Genomic DNA, 18,031 nt, shown 5'->3' with positions numbered 1-18,031 from the left:
GATGTTTTAGAATCTCCAACTCTCGCCGCAATCACTTACTCCCGAACCGCGCACTCGAGATCCGGACCCAGGAATGATCCAGCAATTACGACGCGATACCGCGGAGGTGATCGCAACCGCTTGGCCTCTGATGCTTTCGACCGGGTTATTCTCGATCACCCTCTTTGTCGATCGCATGCTCCTCTATCGGTACAGCGAAGGCTCAGCTGCTGCGGCGATGGCTGCCGGGACTCTCTTCTGGGCGCTGACATGCTTTCCGTCGGGGTTGTGTGGCTACACCAGCGCGTTCGTTTCGCAGTACCTGGCGGCGAAGCGTCCGGATCGAGCGCTGTCGGTGGTATGGCAGGGAATCTTGCTGGCTCTAGCGGTCGGGCCTGTCTTGATCGGTTTCGGTTTTGTTGCCAAGACTTTCTTCCTTTTCTCCGGTCATCCCGAGGAGATGGCATCGCAAGAGGCTGCATATTTCGTGTGGCTCGTCCCAGGAGCTTGGGGGACGGTCGTGGCTTCGGCCCTGGTCGGGCTCTTCGCTGGGAGCGGGAGAACACGAGTCCTGATTCTTTCCGATTTGGGGGCGACCGTCACCAATGTTTTATTCGATTTCCTGCTGATCTTTGGCATGTGGGGGTTTCCTGAAATGGGCGCTGCAGGTGCGGCCATCGCGAGCAGCATGTCGTTATTGTTCAAGCTATTCGTCATCGCCATGTTCGCACTGCCGGATCTTCGCGCCGGGTTTGTACGAGCTCGATCCCCCGACACGGGCCGATTGGTCTGCGATCTCTCGCATGTTCCGGTTGGCATGCGCAGCCCGGCTCTCCGCTGGGAACACCCGCTGATGATGCGATTGATTCACTATGGTTGGCCTGCCGGCGTTTCTGTGCTCGCCGAAGCATGGAGCTTTACCATCATCATGATGATTGTCGGGGGATTGGGGGAGCATCCTGCGGCGGCGACGACCCTCGCCCTCGGTGTGAACTTGCTCGCGTTTATTCCATTGGTAGGACTCGGAATCGCGGTCGGAGTCTTGGTGGGCAAGTACCTTGTCCAAGAGCGGAGGGACCTTGCTCGCAGGATGGTCTTCAGCGGACTGGTGATCGGGCTGGCATATAGTTCGATTTTTGTGGTGCTCTATGGAGGTTTCCCCGATGCAGCGATGACCGTTTTCGCCTTGGATATCGATCCCGAGCGATTCGATGCGATGAGACCGACCCTACGTCCTCTTTTGTACTTTATCGCTGGTTACTGTGTGTTCGATGCGTTCCAAACGGTCTATGTGGGAGCGCTCAAGGGTGCGGGGGATACCTTCTTTGTGCTCTTTGGACATATCCTTGCCGGTGGAACGACTGTGCTGGGTGGGCTGGCTGTGAGTTACTTCACCGGCTGGAACGGTCTGTACTATTGGTGGAGCGTCATCACGTTTTGGGTGATCTTGTTAGCCTGCATCTTCACCGCTCGCTACCTGCATGGTGGATGGCAAGAGAAGAGGGTTATCGAACCAGCGGTCATCGACGAAGCGTTCGAAGAGGTCGAGGACAGCCGGGATAACGGAATGCGCGTTGCCGAGCAATCTTGATCGCACGAAGAGCCGAGTCATAGCGGTTCGTGTTTTCCTCGATATCGGAAGTGAGCTTCCATCGAGTTGACCAGTGCTCGCGTTCGGGAGGATTCATGGAACCTTTACCGGAGCGAGAGTTGCATGGAGGGACCTGCGCGGCGATGATAGGCACGAAACTAGCAGCCTTTCTGGTAACCTTCCTCCACGTAGCCCCACCCAATAAATCCATGCATCGAATGAAATACGAAACCGCATCGCGATGGATGCTTTCTCAAGCAATCGGTCTTGTTCTTTTTCTCTCGCTCATTATTGTTCCCTCTCCCCTCAAGGCGCAGAACAAAGAGCTGGACCGACACGTGATTCTCGTTTCGCTAGACGGTCTTGCGGCTTATTTACTAGACGACCCGAACGCCTCCCTTCCAACTCTGCGAAAGCTCGCGAAGGAAGGGACGGTTGTGCAAGGGGGAATGAAGGTTTCGAATCCCTCGGTCACTTGGCCCAATCACACGACCTTAATCACCGGCGTTCGCCCTGACAAACATGGTGTCCTCGCGAATGGCGTTTTGGTGCGAAGCGGACCTGGAGTCCCTGTTCGAATCGACCCTGCCAGGGATCATTCGGAACTCGTGCGCGCGAAATCGATCGTCGATACGATGCGCGAAATGGGACTTCGCACGGGTGAAGTGAATTGGCCCTGCACTCGGAACTCTCCGTCATTCGATGATAGTATTCCCGATGTTCCCGATGCACTTCGCTACACCACTCCTCGATTGCTGGATGAACTGACCGGTTTAGGGGTGCTTACCAAAAAAGAGGATAAGCATGTGTTTGCTGTGCCAAGCTCTGTTGGTAAGGATTGGGCCTGGACCGAAACGGCTTGCCATTTGATCAAAACGCGCAAGCCTCACTTGCTGTTGGTTCATTTGCTCAATGTGGATAGCACCCACCACGCGTTTGGGTCGCAAACCCCCGCCGGCTATACGGCGAACTCCTATATCGATCTTTGCTTAGCGAAAATCATCGACGCAACTCGCGAGGCGGGAATTCTTTCGAACACAACCTTCGTTGTTGTCTCGGACCACGGATTCATCACCACTCCCAACGCCATCAAACCCAACACGGCGCTCCGCGATGCAGGCTTGCTTCGGACGGAAGGGAAGCGGATTGTCGATGCCCGAGTGCACGTCGTCCCAGAAGGTGGAATCGGACTTGTCTACTGTACGAATCCACTGGAAGCCAAAGAGCTGCGTGGCTCGATCGAAAAGGCATTCGAAGGGAAGGAGGGTGTCGACCAAATTTTGTTTCCCGAGCAATTCGCCGAATATGGATTGCCAATGCCTCGCGAATACGAACAAGCACCCGACGCTGTGATCGCGGCAAAGGAAGGATTCTCGGTATCGGCGTCCGTAGAAGGCTCTGAGTTTGTGGAGCCAAACACCAAAGTCGGTACGTCGCTCGGTTCGCATGGCTTCCTTTCCACCCACCCGCGGATGAATGCCACCTGCGTCCTCTGGGGACGCGACATCAAAGCTGGTGAAGTGGTATCGGGAATCGAAAACACCTCGATCGCTCCGACCATCGCGCAATTGCTTGGACTGCCCCAATCGGAATGGGATGGCAGAGCGATTCAAGAAGCATTGAAGTAAATAAAAAAGAGGGGAGAGCAAATCTCCCCTCTTTGTACGTCTGAATCCGCGCTGAATCGGTGGAATCGTAAATCCGTGTTCCCTTGTTACGATCGCGTCTGCAGCGATCGCATCTGATCATCGACTTGGCTTTGCAAATCGGCAGCTCGGGAAACGAGTTTTGGATAGTCGGTTGCGATCGTTTCCAACATGGCTTTGAAGCGACTCGCTAGGATAGCCTTAAGATCCCGGGATTCATTCTCCGATTGCATCGCGAACTGGTAGTCGCGGTGCACGGTATTGAGCTGTTTGATGACCTCGAGCCGAGTCTGATCGAACGAGTTGTAACGTTGGATCTCCGCTCCCAACTCGGCAACCTGAAAGGCCATCATTAACATTTTTCCAGCCTCCCCTGAGATGGGGTTCATCGAAAACGAAGAGTGCTGCCAAGCAGAATCCAATTCGTCAGCTCCCTCCCCGTCCCCGAGCTCTTCCTCGTGCTCGTACTCGTCCTCCTCTTCATCTTCCTCCTCTTCTTCGTCCATGTCCTCCATATCCATATCCATGTCGAGGATCTCACCCCCGATACACCCACCATTGCTTTCCCACTCTTCGAGCGTGCTGCTGAGGGAGAAAGCAAAGTCGTCTTCCAATTCCAGATGATGGCCATCGAAGTAAAGGAAGCTGGGGCCGAATTTGCCTGAAGCGATGGCATCGCAAATGGGGCAGTCGCATGATTCTGGATGTTGATCTTCGGGCGCCAGCAAGGGCATACGTTCGCGCTCGGCTTGGATGATGTCGGCGGGAGAAAGCCCGTCCTCTTGCGCGGTGTTCCACCAAGTAAGCAACACCTCCTTCATCGTTTCCTTCAGTCGCAGTTCCAAGTCTGCGGCCGATTCGTATTGCGGATTCTGGGTCAACCAATACCAACCCGAGCCCAGCAAGGTGCGGCATGCTTCGAAATAGAGGATGACTTCATGCGGTCCCATCGGTGCGTTCTGGTAGCCTAAGAATTCCCTTGGGAGGGGTATGGGACGGAGGCCATGCTCCATGCGGTACCGCTGATTGGTCGACAGATCGGAAACCCAATCTTTGGCGATGTGCAATTCGTCTCGAGGCGTTCGGCCATTGAACGCAGGGCAAGGTGTCATGAGCCACTTCCGATGGATTTCCACCGTCAGTTCTGGCTTGCCCACACGGATCCCCTTTTTGGTCTTCGTCGTCCACTCTTTTCCTTCGCGCACGATTCTCGCTATTTCAGAAGCGAAGAAGCGAAGGCACTCCTCGCCCCAGAGCGCTGTACGATCGGGCAGAATGCGTGTAGGAGGTTCTGTTCGACAATCTAAGATTTGGTTCGGTGCAACATCTCGTTGCAAGACCCACCAGGGAGCGACATTCAAGTAGATCGACTCCTGCGGTACATCCTTTTCTCCTTCTCCTTTTCGGAACAAGTAGGGGGAACGGGGTCCGCAAACGACTTTGCAATGCTGCAAATCGACCGCGATCCAACGGGTGGTATCTCGGAGGGACTGGATAACCTCCTCGAGCGAAATAGTGATCCATGGGAGATCATTGATCTCAGAGACAGCCTCTTCGCTGGTGCGACAGTGCTGCCAAATCACTTCGCAGTCCTCCCAGTTTTTCGCGTCCGCTTCCGCGCAGGCGATCAAGGCAAAGAGGTTCGCTTCCGAACAATTTGAAATCCATTTCGCGGTCTTCTCATCGAGAATCACGACGAAAGCATTCCCATCCAGCGATCGAACGTCGTCGCTGGGGCGAGCAAAAGATGTATCGGGCATGACATAACCATTGGGCGAAAGAAGCTCTCGCGATAGGCTCGCCGACGGCGGGCATCGAAACGCACGCGAGAGAAACCTCACCCATTGTGTAGGATCGCTTCTGATTTTGCAAACAGTGGGCAAAAAAAGAGCCCACGGGTTTTTTCCGTGGGCTCGTGATGCTTTTGCGAGGGAGCGATGCCTTAGTTAGCTGCCAATCGATCCGAGTTGGCGTCATCGAATTGGAAGGTGAGTTCGACTTGGTCACCGCCGATCAATCGAATGACTCGCTCTTTGGTCTCTCCCTGGTAGGTGACTTCGATGCGATAATCGTCCCACGCTTCCCCTTCGCGAAGGTGCTTGGTTCGATAGATTCGAGACGAACCTTCGGTCTTGGTCTCGTTTTCACCGAGAACCACTTTGGCACCGGTCGGAACATTCAACGTGAGAACGGTTTCGACAGGCTGCTTGGCTTCGTCCAAATCGAAGGTGACTTCGTCGGCCGAACCAGCGGACAGAACCAAGGTCTTGGTCTTGCGAACTTCGTTACCTGCCTCGTCGGTGAACAATGCCTTCAATTCAAATCGATAGGACTCTTCAGGACGAAGATCTCGGCTCACGAAATGACGAGAGTTGCCCGTCGAAGTGGTTTCGTTGCCGTTCACCAAAAGTTTGGCGTTCTCAGGCATATTGACGACCAAATGGATTTCGTCGATGCGAGCCGAGCGAATGATCGACGCTAGTTTATTGGAAGTGTAAGTTCCGAGAGAAGCGGCTGGCTTCGCAGCTTCGCCATCTGGCTTCGCGGATGAGCCTGGTGCGCCAGGCAATCCTGGGGCCGCAGGAGATGGTTGCGCAGGGGGGGCAATGGTCGATGGTGCGCTCTCGATCACTGTCCCTTCGTAGGTTGGAGCGACTTCGTACGTTCCATATTGCACGGAGCCGGAACTCCCATACGACGAGACTCGACCGCCCGATGAGCCACCGGAGGATCCGTGGCTGTACTGGTAGACCGGCGAATAATAGGAGCCGCCCGACGATCCACCGGACGATCCGCCTGAGGAACCGCCCGAAGAGCCGTAGCTGGCTGCGTAGGGGATACCACCGGAGCTACCACCCGAACTGCCGAAGTAGGCCGCTCGACGCGCCTGTTTGGCTGCGAAATGGTCGTGGATGTGATTGTGAAGCCGGCGAAGTGGTCCGACGTGATGCGCGGTGCCACCCGAGGAGCCACCTCCATACGCGTAGTAGCCGCTCGAGCCATATCCTGCCGAATAGGACCCGCTCGAACCATAGCCGCCGCTCGAACCATAGCCGCCGCTCGAGCCATAAGACCAGCCGGCATAACCGCCGGATGATCCCCCGCTGCTACCGCCGCTGGAGCCGAATCCGGCCTGCAGCGCCGGGGCGAAGGCTGCAACAACTGCAAGCACCGCCGAGGCTGATAACCAACGAACCAAACTATTTCTCATGACGCTCCTCCAAGTTCCTTTCAAACAGTGCGAACTCCCGCAACCGATCGTCTCTGAGAATACCCCGATCGATTGGTAGTTCAAGAAGTCTAGGTAGATTTTCATGACTGGGAAGAATAGGGAAACCCCTGCTCCAGTTCTGAAAACAATAGATCCAACGCTTTTTGCTCCCTATCTGACCCTGCCTGAATCAACGCTTCTACCGCGTCGAGCAAGGCTTCTGAGGTCGCGGGCCGACGGAAGTAGGTGTCCGAAAACCACGCACAATCGTCGCCTGAGTCTTCCGACGCTTCGTTTCCTAGCTGCCACTCCGACCCGACGGACCCTGCTATCTCACCGGCCAGGCCTTGAAATGTGCTGGGAACGCTCGTGGGCCAATTCCCACCAACCACCATGAGGGACTCGGAATACATCTCTGAATCGGATGGCAATTCCGCGACCTCTTGCGTGACGAAGGTGGAAGCGAACTGAGGGGTCGTAACGGGCGTTCCCGCTACAAATGTCTCGATTTGGTCGAAGCTCCGTGCGACGCTGGCGCGATTGTTTCCTTCCATTCCAACGAAATCTGCGCCACTGGTCAGCCGGCCACCCGACGGGGCATAAACGATCGCCCGATCGACTCCACCGGCCATCGAAAAACCTTCTACCGATTCAAATCCCCGAGCAAATGTGGAGAATCCATTTCCAACGATGGAAGTCACTTCACCACTCGTGCTGAACAAGTCGTTGCCCACCGAGTCGTAAAGGAGTGCGCGATCGACTCCACCTTGGTTGGAATACGCGAATACGCGTTCAAACCCGGACAGGTAGTTGAAATACCCGGAGCCACTCATGCTCGTGAACTGCGGTCGAGCACTCAGAGTGTCGTTGCCAGCGGAATCATATACGAAGGCTTGATCATCGCCACCCTGCAGCGCGTGGACAAAAATGCGATCGACTTGCTCCACCGTGAACTTGTAGCCAACGCCTGTCAACTCCGCTCGATTGGGAGTCACCACCAAACGGTCGTCGGTAGCGGCATCGTAAAGATACGCGCGATCTGGCCCCCCTCCCCCTACGAATTCAATCGACTCAATCTGCTGCATTACAAGGTGCAGCCGTTCGTTCATCAAATTTGCGGAACCAGGATGCAACTCGATCTTGTCCGCCAACGAACTCCCAATAATCCGAATGGAATCATTGTTCTGCATCCCATCGACCACCACCGATCGAACTTGATCGCCGCTCCATCGGTACGATACTCCGTCGACTGTCGCTTGAATCCCATTGCTCAAATCCAACGCGATCGCATTGGCCCCTTCGTTTCCGCGAATGGTCAATGCATCTCCTTGAACGCTGGCAAACCAAGGGAGCGAGGGTGCCGAATTTGTAGGAGTAAACTCCCAGTCGAACGAATAGCGGCCGATCGAAGATCCATCGGATACTCGAATGCCGATGCTCTCTCCGGCGATGACGGAGAAGCTGGCTGTTCCCGCATCCATCGGCAAGGAAGTTTCTTGGCCATTGCGAAGGAGCGTGACCGAAGCATCGCTTAAGTGCTCGGTATCGAACTGAAATTGTAAAGTGCCAGATTGACCGCTTTGAAGTCGATAGACATCGATATCGGAAAGCGTATTGATCCATCCATCGGTGCTCCACCGATTCTGGACCGTTTGAATGGATGCGGATGCCCATTGGTTCCCTACCTCATCGCGAGGGAGGATCGACTCGATGGCGGCATCGAGATCGAGAGCTTTGTAAATCTGATTGGTGACCGAATCGAAAACATTCGATGCGGTATTGCGGAGCGTGTCATAAATCGATTGGGGGGTGACGGAATCGATTCCCACCAGCTCCATCGCTTCACGCAGCAGGACGCTCGCGCCCGCAACATAGGGGGCAGCCATGCTCGTTCCGCTTGCTTTAGCCCAATCGTTGGCGACACCATCTTTTCCATAGAAGTAATCGGGAACAGAGCTCTCGATTCCACGTCCCGGTGCGGCGATCACGCGGCTGTCGCGCTGACTGAAATCGCTGATCTGCTGATTGGCATCCAAGCTGGCTACGGGCAAGACATAGGGGCTGGCCGCTGGATACGCGAGCCCAGGTGATTTGTATTGTTGGAAGGAGTTGCCTGCCGATACCACGACGACGATGCCATCGCGCTGTAGCTGCGACAACTCGTCTTCCAGGCTTGCCCATGCCGGGATGGTGCTGGAGTTCCAGCTTGCTCCGAGCGACAAGTTGACGGTGGTGATCGGATTCTCAAAGGTATTGCGGTTTTCATGTACCCAACGGAGAGCCGATTCCGTCCAAGCCATCTCTCCTTTCCCGAAGTCGTTGAATACCCGCAGTGCAACCAGATCGACCCCCGGCGCGACACCTTGGTGCACCCCGTGGTTCGCTCCTACGATGCCAGCTACGTGCGTTCCATGGAAACCGCCTGGCGCGTCGTCATAGGGGTTCGAATCATTCTCGGCAAAGTCCCAGCCGCCGACGACGCGGTATGGAGCTCCAAAGCCGCGCCCGAGCGCGTAGTGGTCATAGGCGATGCCGCTATCGATAATGGCGACAGTCTGACCACTCCCTTGCAGTCCATATTGGGAAGCGACGTGTGTCCAACCTGTCTGCTCATGCGCGCGAGCTAAAAACGGCTCGACTTCCGGCGATATCGCTGCCGCGACGGGGCCAGGAAGCGTTTCCGGGATTGTCGCGTGATACTCTGGTTCCGGCAGCGGATCGGAAGACCAGTCCCCTGGCATCCAGGGCATGGCGGAAAGGGCCAGACGCTGTTCGCATCGATCGATCTCCATCTTGAAGGCGCAGAACCCAATCGGAGCGGCGGTGGAACCGCCCCCGAGCACTGGACGAGGAATGGTTCGCTTGGAAAGCAATCGCTGAAGCAGGAACATTATGGGGCTTGGACGAGGTAATACGGCAATCTCAGCGAAAACCTAGGTTGGAAGAGCCGGTGCTGTCAGAATTCTCAGCCCAATCTTTCCTTGCTTTGGAACTTGATTGCTGGCACAAAGCGATCCTCTGGAAGATTCGGCAAGATGGGGAGACTGTGCGTGCGCTAGAGAACCGGTTCAACAGGGATAACCATCTCAACCGATATTCCAAATGTGGCCAATCAGTGGCTGCCGCCCTCTCCAGACGGAAATTGGTCAGCACGGATGCGGCTTGATTTCCAAGACTCTGCGGGATGGCGAATGCCGAGAAGGGGGAAGGAGAGGGCATGGAAGCGTCTCCCAACTCCCGAACCGGTCTCTCTTTTTCAAGGTCTCGAATCAGAGGAAATCATGGCTCGCCTCAGTTGGCTCCAACGTCTGTATTGGCGTTATCTCTCCAAGCCGGCGAGTGAGAGGGACCTCTTCCTGCACGTGCTGGAGACGCCGATTTCCTCGATCCTTGAAATTGGAATTGGATCGGGTGAGCGTGCTAAACGTCTTTTGCCCCTGTGCACGAAAGCGGAAGGCGTTACGCAGATCCGATACGCGGGAGTTGATCCTTTCGAATCCGCACCTGCCGGTCAGCCTCACCTTCACCTGAAGCAAGCGCATCGAATGCTGGCGGAATTGGGTGTGAAGGCGCACCTCATCCCAGGCGATCCGCAATTCGCGATCTCGCGTGTCGCGAACACGGTTCTGCCAAGCGATCTCGTCATCATCGATGGTTCGTTTGGATGCGATACCGATACTGGCAAAACGATCGAGACTTGGTTGCCAAGGCTCTGTCATTCCACCTCCACCATCTTTGCCTGCGACAAACAAGGTGGAAGCTTGTTGAAGAAGCCATTGCCTGATCAAGTCGTGGATGCATCGAACCTTCGCAAAGCTGCTTGAAGAAGAATCCCCAAAGGTCGGTTTGGCCTCTCTAAGTTGGGTTTCGCCCCTCCATGTACGACAAACTTGGCGGCTATTCAATAAGATAGGGTTCCGTCCGCTATGGATTCCCCTACCGCAGGGTGTCGATCTATCGAACATGGAGACATTCGCCGAGAATCTCCAACGACTTCCGGCGGTCAACTTCATCGCACCCTGGTTGGCCCACGCGATGGGAACCTTGGCCGGTGCTTTTGTTGCTTCCAATCTGGCTGCGACGAACAAGCATGCGATCGCGATATTCATGGGAACCTTCTTTTTGCTTGGTGGTATAACCATGGTGCTGATGGTGGGCGGCCCCGTGTGGTTTATCGTCTTGGATCTACGAGTTCGGTGCAGCGGCTTGCTCGCAATCGGCTATTAGCCGCCATCTTGCAGCCTCTCAAGCGACAGACATGCGGGGTACTATCTCCAGAAACGAATCGAGGAAATACAGGAGAGACCACTTCGATCAGGCATACTTTCACGTCGTCGCGGATTGGTTGCAGGAATGGCTTTCGCATTCCTCGGAGTACGCCTATCGGCTGACTGTTAAACGAAGTGCCGGGCTACCCCACCGGTCTATCTCGCCCCTCGCCCCTCGCCCCTCGCTACTCGCTACTCGCTACTCGCTACTCGCTACTCGCTACTCGCTACTCGCCCCTCGCCCCTCGCCACTCGCCACTCGCCACTCGCCACTCGCCACTCGCTACTCGCTTTCGATGCGAGGGTGCCAGACGTGACGGAACCAGGAGGGGAGTCGGAAGGTGTGGGGGTTGGTGGGCAGGGAAGGAATCGAGGGGCGATTCTCTTCGATCTGCATGCGAAGCTGTCCATAGCAGTGATTGAACTCTCGGATGAAGACTTCGCTCGCGTCCGGAATGCAAATGGACCCGACGACTTTGTTGCCTTGGCGGATAACACCGGAGAGTGGTTCGCGTTCGCTACCGGATGACATGTGGCGATTCCGTCCTTGGATGGGTTGATTCGCTGAATTGACGAAAGGCGTCGCACAACAATCGAAGGGAATCAATCCCGATGTGCGCGGTTCGGGCCTGCCCCTCGCAAAGGTCTCCACGGAACCCTAGGTAGGAGGCACCCAGCCCCCAAAGGGCCGATAACTGACTCCTTCGCAACGAGCCCGCCAACGCCATCTGCAGCCCCATGGCATGCGAGTGTGCCGCCATATGCTTGAGAGTATCGACATGGACGATATCCAACAATGAGTTTCCCCGCTTTTCCCAAGTATCCACCAGGATGTATTCGCACTCCAATGCCTTGCTCACCTGCAAAATGTCGTCCCAAGTGGGGGCATTGGCTTTCTCTGCGTCGGCGTAGTGGACCAGGATCCACTGGGACGGGTTGGAAATGGACTGAACTAAATGCGTTATTCGGTCCTGCCACCCGCTGTGCGCATCGCAGCCAGCCAAAGCGATTTTCCAATAAACGTCGCCGCCAAAGGGCCCGCAATACTCCTTCAGAGCCTCGTCGGTCGACTCCATCAACTCACCGAGCGCAATACTGAAACAGGGCCGCACCGGAGCTTCAGACAAGCGTCGATGAAACTCCTGGTATATCGGCCAAGCCACCTCTCGGTCAGGACGGCCTAATGAACCGCGGCTCGGCTCTTTGAGATCGATCCAAGGAAGATCCTGTTCCATCGCGATCTGGAGTTCCGCAAGGCTCCGAATGCTGATCAACGGCTGCGGAATGGGAACGGTTTTATCACCGGCTACCGTTCGTGTTGTTGTTCGCATTTCCAATTCCGAGTAAAACTACAGACGCCTGAACCGAGCTTCGATCATCCGCAGCCTGGGGCAAATCATCCGTCGGCATCCATCTGTGAACGCAATTTTGTAGGGGCTCGGTTGAACGCGCGATTTAATTATATCACAAACCAAGATTCGCTTCATCAGCTTTGCCGTCAGATCGAAGAGGACAAAGTCGTCGCATTCGATACCGAGTTCGTCGCGGAGGACTCTTATCGTCCCGAACTCTGTTTGCTTCAAGTCGCTGTGCCGGATGGTATCTATGTGATCGACCCCTATACCCTCGATAGCTTGGACCCCTTTTGGAATCAACTGACTTCACCCGATACGCAAGTCATCGTTCATGCGGGGCGCGAAGAAACGCTCTTTTGTTACCGAGCCACGCAAAAGCTGATTCCTAACCTATTCGATATTCAACTGGCCGCCGCGTTTTTGGGTCATGAGTATCCTGCCTCCTACGCGAATCTCGTTCATCGCTACACCGGGGTCAATCTGGACAAAGAGGAAACGAGATCGGACTGGCGGAAACGACCTCTCTCCAATCAGCAACTTCAATACGCAGCCCAAGACGTCAAGGACTTGCTTCGACTCCATCGCTCGATGGAAAAAGAACTGGGCAAACTCGATCGGGTCCACTGGGTCCGTGAAGAAACGAGCCGTTGGCAAGAAGACTTGGAACAATTCGAATCAAGTGAGAATTGGTTCCGTATCAGCGGCATCCAAGCTCTCAGCGGAAATAGCTTGTCCATTGTGCGAGCTCTCTGGATGTGGAGGGAGCAACGGGCCAAAGAACGGGACTTGCCCGCCCGAAAAGTCCTCCGCGATGATTTGCTCATCGAACTCGCGCGACGAGGCAACGGGGACGAACGCCGTATGGCAAGCCTTCGGGGAATGGAGCATCGCCATGTCAAACAACTCATTCCCGAGCTGGCCAAAGTGATCGCGGAAGCTCTGGATCATCCCGTTCCGAGCTGGCCCCGCAAAGCTCGCTACGGCAAAGGTCAGCCACCCGCGATGCTCACCCAATTTCTCTCTGCGGCTCTGGCCTACATCTGCCGCACGAAACGCATTTCTCCTTCGGTCGTAGCGACCGCCGATGATCTGCGGGACTTTGTGAAATACCGTCTAGACGGCTCCGATCCAGAGATTCCTCCACCGAGTCTTGTCTCGGGATGGCGGGCGGAGATCATCGGTCGAGAACTGGATGATTTGCTCAGCGGGAGACTGGCGATGGTGCTCGACAATCCCGACAGCGACATGCCGATCCGATTTCATCGCATTGCCCCCTAGCAGGGGACTGCATCCTCTGCGGGCCAAGCATTCGTGCCGTGTCGAATCTCGGTAATCGGGATCGAGCTCCATTCCGGATCCTGAGCGAGCGATTCGTAGAGCAAGCCAAGATGCGAAGCGGCTGCAGCGTCGGATTGAGGAACTGCCTCCGAAAGTACGATTCGTTCAAAGCGAATCCCAATCGATCTCGCCGCGACCAAACAGCAAACAACTTGATGTACCAAGCCCAGTTTCCACCCTGCCACCAACATCGCACGGGATTGGAATAGACGGATCAGATCCGCGTTGGTGTAGCGATTCGAGACGGGTGAAAAAAGACCTCCCGCCCCTTCGACTAGCAGGAAATCGCACCGTTCCGTTTGCTCACGCCATCCTGTGAGAATCCTCGCTTCATCGACTGCTTTGCCCTCCATCGCGGCCGCCACGGTGGGTGCGAACGGAGCCGCAAATCGCTGAGGGGAAACGGATTCAAAGTCCCCTTGGCGGCCCGTCGCGTTCCAAAGTCGCGAACCGTCCGAGCCGGACGCTTCCGCGAATCCGCTTGCAACCGGTTTATACGCACGTGCCTTCACGCTCGCATTCATCAAATGCTCCAGCAACAAACAACCGACGTAGGTCTTCCCCACGTCGGTATCTGTGCCGGTCACAAACAGGCTCTGCGCTACCAAATTCGAACCCGTTTCTCTGGAGCGATGTACATGGGAGATCCGGCAGGAACCGAAAAGGCTTCGTAGAAAGCATCCAGATTGGAAACGATCCCGTTGCACCGGTACTGGCTCGGCGAGTGGGGGTCGTTTGCCAATCGCTTTTTCAACTCCGGCTCGCGGTACTTGCGACGCCAAACTTGGGCCCAACCTGCGAAGAATCGTTGTTCGCCGGTCAAGCCATCGATCACAGGAGACTTTTTCCCTTCGAGTGAAAGCTGGTATGCGGTGAAGGCGACACTGAGGCCTCCCAAATCTCCGATGTTCTCGCCCAGCGTGAACTTGCCATTGAGATTCATCCCGGGCAAGGGCTCGTAGGCATTGTATTGCTGAACAAGCTGTTGCGATCGCTTTTCAAATTCTGCTTCATCATTCTGCGTCCACCAATTGCGTAGGTTCCCCTTCCCATCGAATTTGGCTCCTGAGTCGTCAAAGCCGTGGCTGATTTCATGACCGATGACTGCACCGATGGCACCGTAATTGACCGCGTCGTCTGCGTCGAGATTGAAGAAGGGAGGTTGCAAAATTGCTGCGGGGAAAACGATTTCATTCATCGTCGGGTTGTAGTAAGCATTGACCGTTTGCGGTCCCATGTACCACTCCTCTCGGTTGACAGGTTTTCCGAGTTTCGCCAACGCATAATTATGTTCGAACTCGGCGATCTTCGCGACGTTGGCGACGACATTGGTCGGGTTGATCTCGACGGACGAATAATCCTTCCACTTGCGAGGGAAGCCCACCTTCGGCGTGAACATCGAAAGCTTTTGCAGTGCTTCTTTCTTAGTTCCTTCTCCCATCCATTCAAGGTTCTTGATCCGAATCTCAAACGCTTTGAGCAAATTCTGGATCAACTGATCCATCTTTTGCTGCGCTTCTTGCGTGTAATACTTCTCGACATAGAGCTGTCCAACCGGCATCGCTAGGAGCCCGTTGCAAGCGTTCACGGCGCGTCGCTCTAAAGGCTCTTGCTCCTCGACACCGCTCAAAGTCGTGTCAAAGAACGCAAAGTGCTTTTTCTCCAAATCCTCGGTCAGGATGGGGGCGAAGGTGTTGAGTGTCTGGAAGGCAAACATCGCCTTCAACGTTTCCAAATCTGCCTTCTCCACGAGGCCGCTCAAGGCCTGAAAGAAGCTGGGTTGGCCGACGATCAGATCGGTGTCGGACGGCATCCCCGTGGCGGTCGCGTAAGCATTCCAGTCGACGGCAGGCATCGACTTCGCAAAGTCGGCCGTTGGCATTTTGTTGTACTGCTTGACGGGATCGCGAAGCTGCTCTTTGTCCCACTGCGCTTTGGCCAACTCCACCTCCAAGTCGACGATTTTGTTGGCGACGTCGGAAGCGTTGGGCCATTTGAGTTCTCCCAGCATGGTGGCGACGTACTTGCGGTACTCGCCGAGAAATTTGCTGAACTTCTCATCGAGGTAGTAATCGCGATCGGGGAGACCTGTTCCGCCTTGATTGACGTAAATCGCGTATTGATCCGATCGCCGGGCGTCGGAATCGATATAGACACCGAACAGGTTTGAAATGCCGAGCTTGCTCAGCTTGCCAGACAGGCTCAATAGCTCCTTCTTGTCCGCTACTTTTTGGATGTCCGCCAGCATCGGTTCGATCGGCTTGATGCCCGAAACGTTCCGGGTGGCTAGGTCCGTATAGGATTTGTAGAGGCCGCCGACTTGCCGGGCAATGGAAGTGGAATTTGGGGCTTGGCTCGCCTCTTCAATCAGTTTTCGGATCGCATCCTTGGTTTCCAGATCGAGCGCGGTGAACGCCCCGTAATTGGATTGGTCGTCGGGAATGGGGGTGTTCTTTAGCCAGATATCGTTGACGTGACGAAAGAAATCTTCGCTGGGGGGGATCTCTTTGCTAATGTTCTCGATATCGATGCCCGACTGCTGCGCCCAAAGCAAACCACTCGGGGTGGCCCATCCGGTTCCCATCGCGAGCACCGATGCCAACGCCCATCGAAGGAGCTGTTTCTTCATGGAGACGACCTTCCCTAGTTACATCATATTGTTGAAATGTTAGAACCTCGCGTATTCTATCGCTGGTTGGCATCGCTGCGAGCCACCATCGACTCGAAAGTCACGAGAAGGATTTTCCATGCGCATTGTATTGATGGGGACAGGGCCCTTTGCCGTTCCCAGTTTTGAAGCCCTCTGCCAACACGATTTGGAGATCGCCGCAGTGATCTGCCGGCCGGAGGTCCAAGCCCCATCGGCGAAGAAGGCGCCCCCTCCCAGCCCGGTCCGACTTTGGGCGGAATCGCAAGGGCTGCCTGTGCATACGCCGGCCTCGATCAACGATTCGATGACCATCGATTGGCTTCGATCCCTTTGCGCCGATCTCTTTGTCGTCTGCGATTACGGGCAAATCCTTTCCTCGGACGCTTTGAGTACCGCGGGATGGGGTGGTATCAATCTGCACGGTTCGCTCCTCCCCAGGCACCGCGGGGCAGCCCCTGTGCAATGGACGATTCTCAGCGGCGATTCCGTCGCGGGGGTGACGGTCATACACATGACCCCTGGGCTCGATGCCGGTCCCATCCTCGCCTCCACCAAAACAGATTTGATTCCTGACGAGAACGCCCAAGAGTTGGAAAGCCGATTGAGTCAAATAGGGGTCGAGACAACCCTGCGAGCTCTCGAATCGCTGCGAAACTGGGATACTTCAACTCCCTCACCCGGAACTCTCCAAGACCGAGCTCTCGCGACCAAAGCTCCCAGGCTTGCAAAAGGAGATGCTGAACTCGACCCGAGCTTCTCCTGCCGATTGTTGGATCGGCAGGTGAGAGGGTTGCAACCTTGGCCAGGCTGCTTCGCCAACATCGAGTGCTCAAGCGGTTCCACCCTTCGCCTGTTGATTCAACGAGCCAGACCTATTCCTCTCGAATTCCCCTTGCCGGACCATCCGATAGGGGCATTGTTGGTCGGGACCACGCTCCAGTCATTACAAGCCAATGCGCCATCTCTTTTCAATACGAGGAATCTGTCCGACGTGAAGTTGGCGGTCGTTGTCCGCGATGGCTTGCTGGCGTTGGAACAGGTTCAACCTGCCGGCAAGAAAAGCATGGCCGCAGCCGATTTTGCGTGCGGGTATGCCAAACAAGACTGGATGCGTGTCGCGTGTATTGGAACGGCAAAGAAACTGCTGGAACGCATGGCCCACATGGCTCAAACGGAGACCCTTTGATGACAAACCTCCAAGACGTCTTGGATTGTCTGGAACGCATCGCGCCGCTTTTCACCGCCGAAGACTGGGACAACGTCGGTTTGCTTCTCGGCGATCCGGGGGACAGGGTGTGCAAGGTGATGACTTGTTTAACGATCACCGACTCGGTGTTACAGGAGGCAGTCGAGAAGGGATTCGAACTCCTCGTCACCCACCATCCGCTTCCGTTCAAGCCACTGGATCGCATCACCAGCGCGACCTCAACCGGTCGACTCCTCTTGGAGGCAGCTCGCAATCGAATCGCGATCTATTCTCCCCACACCGCGTGGGATAACGCGGACGAAGGTATCAATGCGCAGCTCGCCAGTATGACCGAAATGGTACAGGTGCAGCCGATGGTTCGAAAGACAGTCGCGGGACGCGTGGTTGGATCAGGGAGAATGGGGATATTCACCGATCCAGTCTCTTTGAAGCAGATTCGCGAACGTTTGGCGGGGCAACTCCCGGAAATGCAATGGAGATGCACCCACGAACCGCATCATTCCATTCGATCGATGGGGATCATGTGTGGCAGCGGCGGGAGCTTGATCGCTGCAGCAAAGAGAGCGGGCTGCGAGGCGCTGCTGACGGGAGAAGCCACCTACCACCAATGTTTGGAGGCGGAAGCAAACGGAGTCGCTCTCGTGTTGGTCGGTCACTTTGCCAGCGAAGCTTTTGCAATGAAAAAGCTCGCGACGATGATCGCCGCGAGCTTTCCAGAACTTTTGGTTCAAGCGTCCGCGATGGAACGCTCTTCATTTTAGGTGGAGCTAGTTCTCACTAGCTCGG

At 55.6% G+C, this 18,031-nt stretch carries 14 protein-coding genes; 7 read left to right on the top strand and 7 right to left on the bottom strand.

What is annotated here, in order from left to right; all coding sequences use genetic code 11:
* Positions 1-73: 73 nt before the first annotated feature.
* The gene (locus SH467x_RS07290; protein WP_482370615.1) at positions 74-1,570 is read left to right on the top strand and encodes an MATE family efflux transporter; all 1,497 of its coding nucleotides are present in this window, start codon (positions 74-76) and stop codon (positions 1,568-1,570) included.
* Positions 1,571-1,665: 95 nt separating this feature from the next.
* Entirely contained in the window at positions 1,666-3,198 is a 1,533-nt protein-coding gene (locus tag SH467x_RS07285; protein WP_482370614.1) for an alkaline phosphatase family protein, read from the top strand.
* 86 nt (positions 3,199-3,284) lie between these two features.
* On the opposite strand, the gene SH467x_RS07280 is transcribed toward SH467x_RS07285, so the two are convergent.
* From SH467x_RS07280 to SH467x_RS07270, 3 genes are all read right to left on the bottom strand, one after another.
* Positions 3,285-4,976: a hypothetical protein gene (locus SH467x_RS07280; RefSeq protein WP_482370613.1), complete on the bottom strand. Its 1,692-nt coding sequence runs from the start codon at positions 4,974-4,976 to the stop codon at positions 3,285-3,287.
* 182 nt (positions 4,977-5,158) lie between these two features.
* Positions 5,159-6,427 (bottom strand): TIGR03000 domain-containing protein, encoded by a 1,269-nt coding sequence (locus SH467x_RS07275; protein WP_482370612.1) that lies wholly within the window; start codon positions 6,425-6,427, stop codon positions 5,159-5,161.
* A 101-nt stretch (positions 6,428-6,528) separates the two neighbouring features.
* Positions 6,529-9,318 carry a S8 family peptidase gene (locus tag SH467x_RS07270; protein ID WP_482370611.1) on the bottom strand — a complete coding sequence of 930 codons (2,790 nt, stop codon included), beginning with the start codon at positions 9,316-9,318 and terminating at the stop codon, positions 6,529-6,531.
* 390 nt (positions 9,319-9,708) lie between these two features.
* On the opposite strand from SH467x_RS07270, the gene SH467x_RS07265 reads away from it, so the two are divergent.
* Both SH467x_RS07265 and SH467x_RS07260 read left to right on the top strand, forming a co-directional pair.
* Positions 9,709-10,251 carry a hypothetical protein gene (locus SH467x_RS07265; protein ID WP_482370610.1) on the top strand — a complete coding sequence of 181 codons (543 nt, stop codon included), beginning with the start codon at positions 9,709-9,711 and terminating at the stop codon, positions 10,249-10,251.
* 139 nt (positions 10,252-10,390) lie between these two features.
* Positions 10,391-10,654, top strand: a complete 264-nt coding sequence (locus SH467x_RS07260; protein WP_482370609.1) for a hypothetical protein — start codon at positions 10,391-10,393, stop codon at positions 10,652-10,654.
* Positions 10,655-10,978: 324 nt separating this feature from the next.
* On the opposite strand, the gene SH467x_RS07255 is transcribed toward SH467x_RS07260, so the two are convergent.
* Together SH467x_RS07255 and SH467x_RS07250 are read right to left on the bottom strand one after the other, a co-directional pair.
* A complete protein-coding gene (locus tag SH467x_RS07255) occupies positions 10,979-11,227 on the bottom strand; it encodes a hypothetical protein (RefSeq protein ID WP_482370608.1) in 249 nt (82 codons plus the stop codon).
* A complete protein-coding gene (locus SH467x_RS07250; protein WP_482370607.1) occupies positions 11,214-12,026 on the bottom strand; it encodes a (5-formylfuran-3-yl)methyl phosphate synthase in 813 nt (270 codons plus the stop codon). The genes SH467x_RS07255 and SH467x_RS07250 overlap by 14 nt, the downstream gene beginning before the upstream one ends.
* 111 nt (positions 12,027-12,137) lie before the next feature.
* Between SH467x_RS07250 and SH467x_RS07245 the strand changes: the two genes are divergently transcribed.
* Positions 12,138-13,328 carry a ribonuclease D gene (locus tag SH467x_RS07245; RefSeq protein WP_482370606.1) on the top strand — a complete coding sequence of 397 codons (1,191 nt, stop codon included), beginning with the start codon at positions 12,138-12,140 and terminating at the stop codon, positions 13,326-13,328.
* Here the strand turns inward: SH467x_RS07245 and bioD are convergent.
* Positions 13,325-13,996 (bottom strand): dethiobiotin synthase, encoded by a 672-nt coding sequence (gene bioD, locus SH467x_RS07240; RefSeq protein ID WP_482370605.1) that lies wholly within the window; start codon positions 13,994-13,996, stop codon positions 13,325-13,327. The two genes, SH467x_RS07245 and bioD, sit on opposite strands and share 4 nt — an antisense overlap.
* Positions 13,990-16,017, bottom strand: coding sequence for a M13 family metallopeptidase (locus SH467x_RS07235; protein WP_482370604.1), 2,028 nt, complete (start codon positions 16,015-16,017; stop codon positions 13,990-13,992). The genes bioD and SH467x_RS07235 overlap by 7 nt, the downstream gene beginning before the upstream one ends.
* A gap of 118 nt (positions 16,018-16,135) precedes the next feature.
* Between SH467x_RS07235 and SH467x_RS07230 the strand changes: the two genes are divergently transcribed.
* Both SH467x_RS07230 and SH467x_RS07225 read left to right on the top strand, forming a co-directional pair.
* The gene (locus SH467x_RS07230) at positions 16,136-17,224 is read left to right on the top strand and encodes a methionyl-tRNA formyltransferase (RefSeq protein ID WP_482370603.1); all 1,089 of its coding nucleotides are present in this window, start codon (positions 16,136-16,138) and stop codon (positions 17,222-17,224) included.
* Positions 17,224-18,006, top strand: a complete 783-nt coding sequence (locus tag SH467x_RS07225) for a Nif3-like dinuclear metal center hexameric protein (RefSeq protein ID WP_482370602.1) — start codon at positions 17,224-17,226, stop codon at positions 18,004-18,006. The genes SH467x_RS07230 and SH467x_RS07225 overlap by 1 nt, the downstream gene beginning before the upstream one ends.
* Positions 18,007-18,031 lie beyond the last annotated feature (25 nt).

Origin of the sequence: Brakhagea slesvicensis, assembly GCF_052161625.1 — a bacterium.
Classification (GTDB): Bacteria; Planctomycetota; Planctomycetia; order Pirellulales; family Pirellulaceae; genus JBKCUI01.
Note: the sequence above shows the minus strand (reverse complement) of the source record. Positions and strands in the feature narration are given on the sequence as shown.